Annotated in this window: 6 protein-coding genes; all 6 read left to right on the top strand. The window is 62.8% G+C overall.

Translation table 11 applies throughout. The features are described 5' to 3' along the window. Positions 1–165: 165 nt before the first annotated feature. Positions 166–1,308 carry a slipin family protein gene (locus LB558_RS17030; RefSeq protein ID WP_224698626.1) on the top strand — a complete coding sequence of 381 codons (1,143 nt, stop codon included), beginning with the start codon at positions 166–168 and terminating at the stop codon, positions 1,306–1,308. Positions 1,309–1,539: 231 nt separating this feature from the next. Next, the gene (locus LB558_RS17035; protein WP_027029416.1) at positions 1,540–1,833 is read left to right on the top strand and encodes an acyl carrier protein; all 294 of its coding nucleotides are present in this window, start codon (positions 1,540–1,542) and stop codon (positions 1,831–1,833) included. Between the two features lie 56 nt (positions 1,834–1,889). Beyond that, entirely contained in the window at positions 1,890–3,080 is a 1,191-nt protein-coding gene (locus LB558_RS17040) for a beta-ketoacyl-ACP synthase (RefSeq protein ID WP_224698627.1), read from the top strand. A gap of 52 nt (positions 3,081–3,132) precedes the next feature. After that, the gene (locus LB558_RS17045) at positions 3,133–4,410 is read left to right on the top strand and encodes a beta-ketoacyl-ACP synthase (RefSeq protein WP_224698645.1); all 1,278 of its coding nucleotides are present in this window, start codon (positions 3,133–3,135) and stop codon (positions 4,408–4,410) included. Positions 4,411–4,446: 36 nt separating this feature from the next. Further along, positions 4,447–5,475 (top strand): zinc-binding dehydrogenase, encoded by a 1,029-nt coding sequence (locus LB558_RS17050; RefSeq protein WP_224698628.1) that lies wholly within the window; start codon positions 4,447–4,449, stop codon positions 5,473–5,475. Between the two features lie 13 nt (positions 5,476–5,488). Next, the coding region (locus tag LB558_RS17055) for a lipid A biosynthesis lauroyl acyltransferase (protein ID WP_224698646.1) at positions 5,489–6,444 on the top strand (956 nt) is incomplete at its 3' end.

A 6,444-nucleotide genomic window follows, 5' to 3' on the forward strand; every position in this document is an offset into this window, starting at 1 on the left:
CCCGCTTCGCTGCCCCGCGATCCACTCCCGAAGGCCCGCCACGGCTCGATGCCACCAGTCCCCGGATCATTCGTGCCCGGACTACGCCGTGAAACGAGAAACGAAGGGAAGATCGACGCATGACGTGACGCCTCGCATGGGGCCATGCCCGACAGGAGTAAGACAATGACCATTCTCGACAAGGTTCTTGGGCGCGAGCGCGTCCTCGTAAGGGAAAACGAACGTGCCCTCACCCTCCACAGGGGAGAAATCAAGGCCGTCCTGCTGTCGGGTGAGCACTGGCTCGCCAACCGGCGCGGCAGCCTCGAAGTGTCTCGGCACGATCTGAAGAACCCGGAATTCGTTTCGGCATACGAGAAGGCGTTGTTCGACAAGCTCCCGGATGTGGCCGCGCGTCATTTCACCGTCGTTCGCACCGGGCGCACGGATGTCGCCGTCATCGAGCGTGACGGCAATCTGCACGCCGTGCTGGCACCGGACCGCAAGCTGGTGTTGTGGACGGATGCCGGTCCGTGGAAGGTGACGCTGATCGACACGTCAGTCGATCTCGCCATCGATGCTGCGGTCATGCGCCGGCTCGGCCAGGCCCGGAAGGCGGAATTGATGTCCGTCCATCCGGTCGTCGATGGTCAGGCCGGACTGCTGTTCATCGACGGTGTCCTGGTCAGGACGCTGACGGCGGGCGTGCATGGCTTCTGGAACGTCGGACGCATGGTGCAGATCAAGGTCGTCGACCTCAAGCTCCAGTCGCTCGACGTTGCCGGGCAGGAAGTGCTGACCAAGGATCGCGTGACGATCCGCGTCAACATCGCAGCCGAATACCGGGTCGTCGATCCGGTCAAGGCGGTCAGCATGGTGAAGGACTTCTCCGAAGCCCTCTACCGCGCCCTGCAATATGCCTTCCGCAAGACACTTGGCGCGCTGACACTCGATCAGATCCTCGAAAAGAAGGTGACGATCGACGAGGAAGCGGCAGCCAAGGTCCGCGCCGACATGGCCGAGATCGGCGTGGAGGTCAGCGATATCACCCTCAAGGATGTCATCCTGCCGGGCGAGATGCGCGAGATCCTCAACCAGGTGGTGTCGGCCGAAAAGCAGGCCGAGGCCAACATCATCCGTCGCCGCGAGGAGACGAACGCGACGCGTTCCCTCCTCAACACGGCCAGGGTGATGGCGGAAAACCCGGTGATGCTGCGGCTGAAGGAGCTCGAGGCGCTGGAGACCATCGCCGGCAAGGTCGAGCGGCTAACCGTCCACAACGGAACGGGCGGGCTGCTCAACGACCTGGTCAAGCTCCGCGACAGCTGATGCATGTCGCCCAAAAATGGTTCCGGTTTTGGGAAAACGACATCGAAATAAAGGCTGACGTGGCGTCAACAGAAGGGCCGCCGGGTAAAACCGGCGACCCTTCTTGCGTTTCCTGGACACCCTACCCATCTGCGCCCGGCGTATCAGGCCTTTTCCTGCCGGGAAAAACCGATTAGACAGCGCCCAAACAAGATGCGGACAGATTCCGCCCGCAACCGAAGGAAAGCCCCGTTGTCCACCACGAATTCCACAACGTTCGACAAAGTCGCCAAGATCATTGCCGACACCAGCGAGATCGATATCGACACCATCACACCCGAAAGCCACACGATCGACGATCTCGGCATAGACAGCCTCGATTTCCTCGACATCGTCTTCGCCATCGACAAGGAATTCGGCATCAAGGTGCCGCTGGAAAAGTGGACCCAGGAGGTCAATGACGGCAAGGCTTCGACCGACGATTACTTCGTCATGAAGAACCTGTGCGCCAAGATCGACGCACTGGTCGCCGCCAAGACCGCCTGACGTCAGTTGAGCGCACGATCTTGACGCGCTCTGCCGCCTGACCCACAAAGCCGCCTATGAGCAGCCCCCGCGACGTCGTCATCACTGGTATCGGCCTTGTCTCCTCGCTGGGGGAAGGTCCTGACGCCCATTGGCAGAAGCTGGCGCAGCCGGGCCCGCAGCCGGTGCTCGAAGCGACGCGTTTTGCACCCTATACCGTTCATCCGCTGCCTGAGATCGACTGGAACCTGCAGATCGCCAAGCGTGGCGACCAGCGCCAGATGGAAACCTGGCAGAGGCTCGGCACCTATGCTGCCGGCCTTGCGCTGGACGACGCCGGCATCAAGGGCAATGACGAACTCTGCGCGACCATGGACATGGTTGTGGCCGCAGGCGGTGGCGAGCGCGACGAGGCGGTCGATGCCGCCATTCTCGCCGCTTCGGAAAGCCGCAATGACCGCGATGTGCTGCTCAACGAGAAATTGACCACCGAATTGCGGCCGACACTGTTCCTGGCCCAGTTGTCCAACCTGCTCGCCGGCAACATCTCCATCGTCCACAAGGTCACCGGTTCGTCCAGGACCTTCATGGGCGAGGAAGGTGCCGGCGTCGCCGCGGTTGAAACGGCCGCCGCACGCATCCGCTCGGGCCAGTCGACGCACATCCTGGTCGGCGGTGCCTTCCAGACCGAGCATTCCGACATGCTGCTCGGCTATGAACTCGCCGGCTATCTGCATCGCGGCCCGTGGAAGCCGGTCTGGCAAAGACAGGGCACCGAGGGCGGTGGCGTGGTGACCGGCTCCGGCGGCGCCTTCCTGGTGCTGGAACAGCGCGAACACGCGATGAGCCGCGGCCGCAAGATCTATGCAGAACTTGGGCCGGTCGTCTCCGGCCGCGCCCGGCGGCCACGGGGAGAACTCGACGCCGAGATCGCCGCACTGCTCACGAAGGCTGCATTGCCGAACGGCAAATTGCTGGCCCTGTCGGGCGCATCGGGAGCGCATGCGGCGACAACAGCCGAGAAGGCAGCGCTCGATGCCAATTCGGCGATATCAGCGCGTGGCTTCTCGACACTAACCGGGCACATGAAGGAAGCACAGTTTCCTTTCGCCGTGGCGCTGGCGGCACTCGCTGTCGATCGTAAGGCCGCTTATCCTGTTTTTGATGCCGCAGCCGAGACGCCGTTTGAAGGCGTTCCTCAAACCGTCCTTGCAACGGCGATCGGCTATCACCAATTCGAGGGCATGGCGCTGGTCAATGCCGCCTGAGGCGGTGTTTTCACGATCCATGCTGCAACGAAAAAAGGTCGAGGGCTACCGGATGGCCAATCTGAACGATCATATGGGCAGGCCGATCGTCGCCGTCACAGGCATCGGCGTGGTGACCTCGCTTGGCGTCGGCAAGACGGACAATTGGGCGGCGCTGACCTCCGGCAAGTCGGGCATTCACCCGATCACCCGCTTTCCCATCGATCAACTGAACACCCGCATCTCCGGCATGGTCGATTTCCTGCCGTCAAGTTCGAAGGGTGCCAGCCCACTGACCTATGAGCTAGCCGAGCTTGCGGGCCTCGAGGCGGTGACCGAAGCCGGTCTAGATTCCAGCGACTTCGGCGGACCGCTCTTCCTCGCATCGCCGCCAGTCGAACTCGACTGGGCCGAGCGCTTCTCGCTCTACAATTCTGACAAGGACAAGGATGACACCGCCGCCGAACGACTGCTTCGGGTCGCGCGTAGCTTGAAAGAGCTGGATATTTTCGAGACCACCCAGTTCGGTTCGATCGCCGACCGCCTTGCCGACCGCCTTGGCACACGTGGTCTGCCGATCACTCTGTCGACGGCTTGCGCTTCAGGTGCCACCGCGATCCAGCTCGGTGTCGAGGCGATCCGACGCGGCGAATGCGACCGTGCGCTATCGATCGGCGCGGACGGTTCCGCGACCGCCGAGGCATTGATCCGTTTCTCATTGCTTTCAGCGCTCTCCACACACAACGACATTCCCGAAAAGGCATCCAAGCCCTTCTCCAGGGATCGCGACGGCTTCGTGTTGGCCGAGGGATCCGGGGCGCTCGTGTTGGAATCGCTTGAGACGGCATTGGCTCGCGGCGCGACTATTCTGGGCGTCCTCGGCGGTTGCGGCGAGAAGGCCGACGACTTCCACCGCACCCGCTCCAAGCCGGACGCTTCACCGGCCATCGCCGCGGTTCGCGCCGCTCTCGCCGATGCCGGCCTGAGTGAAGACGAGATCGACCACGTCAATGCCCATGGCACCTCGACGCCGGAAAACGACAAGATGGAGCATCTGGCGCTGTCTACGGTGTTCGGCGAGCGGATCGGCTCGATGCCGGTCTCGTCGAACAAATCGATGATCGGCCACACGCTGTCGGCGGCGGGCGCTGTCGAGGCGGCTTTCTCGCTGATGACGATGCGCGAAAGCGTCATTCCTCCGACCATCAACTATGACAATCCCGACCCCGCGATCGTGCTCGACGTGGTGCCGAACAAGAAGCGCAACGCCGAGGTCCGCACCGTTCTGTCGAACTCCTTCGGCTTCGGCGGCCAGAACACTTGCCTTGTCATGGCGCGGGAACCGGTCTAAGCGACCTTTTTCAGCCAGACTGAACCGACAGGCCCCATGCGCGCATTGCAACTTATAGAGGACCGCCGTCTTGAGACGGTGGACCTGCCGCCTCCCCCACCGCCGGCACTCGGCGAAGTCACGCTGCGCATCAAGGCGGTGGCGCTGAACCACATCGACGTCTGGGGCTGGCGCGGCATGGCCTTCGCCAAGCGCAAGCTGCCGCTGGTCGTCGGCGCGGAAGCCTCCGGCGAGGTCGAGGCGGTCGGTCCCGGCGTTTCCAGCCTGCTGCCCGGGCAATTGGTGTCGATCTATGGTGCGCGCACCTGCGGCCTTTGCCGAGCATGTGGCGAAGGCCGCGACAATCTCTGCGAGCACGTTTCAGGCGTTCACGGCTTCCATCTCGACGGCTTCGCACAGGAGAAGATCAACCTGCCGGCCCGCCTGCTGGTTCCTGCTCCGCCCGGCGTGACCGACATTGGTGCAGCGGTGGCGCCTGTCACCTTCGGCACCGTCGAGCACATGCTGTTCGACAATGCCAGGCTGCAGCCCGGCGAGACCATCCTCATCCATGCCGGCGGATCCGGCATCGGCTCGGCGGCCATCCAGTTGGCCAAGCGGATGGGCTGCACGATCATCACCACCGTTGGCTCCAACGACAAGATCGACAAGGCCAAGGCGCTCGGCGCCGACCATGTCATCAACTACCGCGACGACCGTTTCGAGGGCGTCGTGCGCAAGCTGACCAAGAAGAAGGGCGTCGATGTCGTCTTCGAGCATGTCGGCGCCGACACCTTTGCCGCCTCGATGCTGTGCCTGAAGCGCGGTGGCCGCCTGGTGACCTGCGGTTCGACTTCCGGCGTGTCGACGCAGATCAATTTGATGCAGCTGTTCCAGCAACAATTGAAACTGCTCGGCTCCTTTGGCTGCCGCATGGAGAACATGGCCGACGCCATGCAGAAGATGGCGGCAGGACAGGTTGCACCGGTCATCGACACCGAAGTCGACTTCGACGGTATCGATGCCGCGCTGAAACGCATGGAAGGCCGCGACGTGTTTGGCAAGATCATCCTACGCGTCGGCTAGAGCCTTGACCTCTGTGTTCAAGAAGTTCCGCCGGGATTTCAAATTTCGCTACGGCAGGCAGCTGCGCCAGTTGAACTACTGGCTGGTGGCGCGGGCGGCGATGATGATCATCTCGGTCCTGCGCCTGCTGCCGGCCGACAGTGCGCTGAATTTCGCCGACCGCGTCGCACGCATGGTCGGCCCCCGGGTGGGACGCCATCAGGTTGCCGTCGACAATCTGCGCAAGGCCTATCCGGAAAAGAGCGAATCCGAGATCCAGGCGATCGCCTCCGACATGTGGGGCAACATGGCCCGTCTTGCCGCAGAATACATCTTTCTCGACGTCCTCTTCGACTATGACCCCACAGCCAGCAAGCCCGGCCGGGTCGAGGTCAAGGGAGCTGACCACTTCGTCGAAATCGCTGGCGAAGAAAAGCCGCATATCGTCTTTACCGGCCATCTCGGCAATTTCGAATTGCTGCCGGTGGCGGCGGCGACCTTCGGCATGAACATCACGGCGCTGTTTCGGCCGCCTAACAATCCCTATCTTGCCGACTACATCCTCTCGACGCGCCGCTCGACCATGGGCTCGTTGCTGCCATCCATGGCGGGCGCCTCATTCGCCCTGGCCGGTGTCCTGGAGAATGGCGGCAACATCGGCGTCCTTGTCGACCAGAAATTCACCAACGGCCTGGAGACGACCTTCTTCGGCCGGCCCTGCCAGAGCAATCGGGTGCTGGCTACCCTTGCCCGTCACTACGAGTGCGACGTCTACCCGGCGCGCTGCGTCAGGCTGCCAGGCAACCGCTTCCGGCTCGAAATCGAGGACAAGCTGACATTGCCGCGCACCGCTGACGGCAGCGTCGATGTCCACGCCACCACCCAGCGTCTCAACGACGTCGTCGAACGCTGGGTGCGAGAAGATCCCGGCCAGTGGATGTGGTTCCACAAAAGGTGGGAGATCAGCGGCGGGGGCCACAAAACGCACCC

Origin of the sequence: Mesorhizobium sp. CO1-1-8 (assembly GCF_020164875.1) — a bacterium.
In the GTDB taxonomy this organism is placed as follows: Bacteria; Pseudomonadota; Alphaproteobacteria; order Rhizobiales; family Rhizobiaceae; genus Mesorhizobium.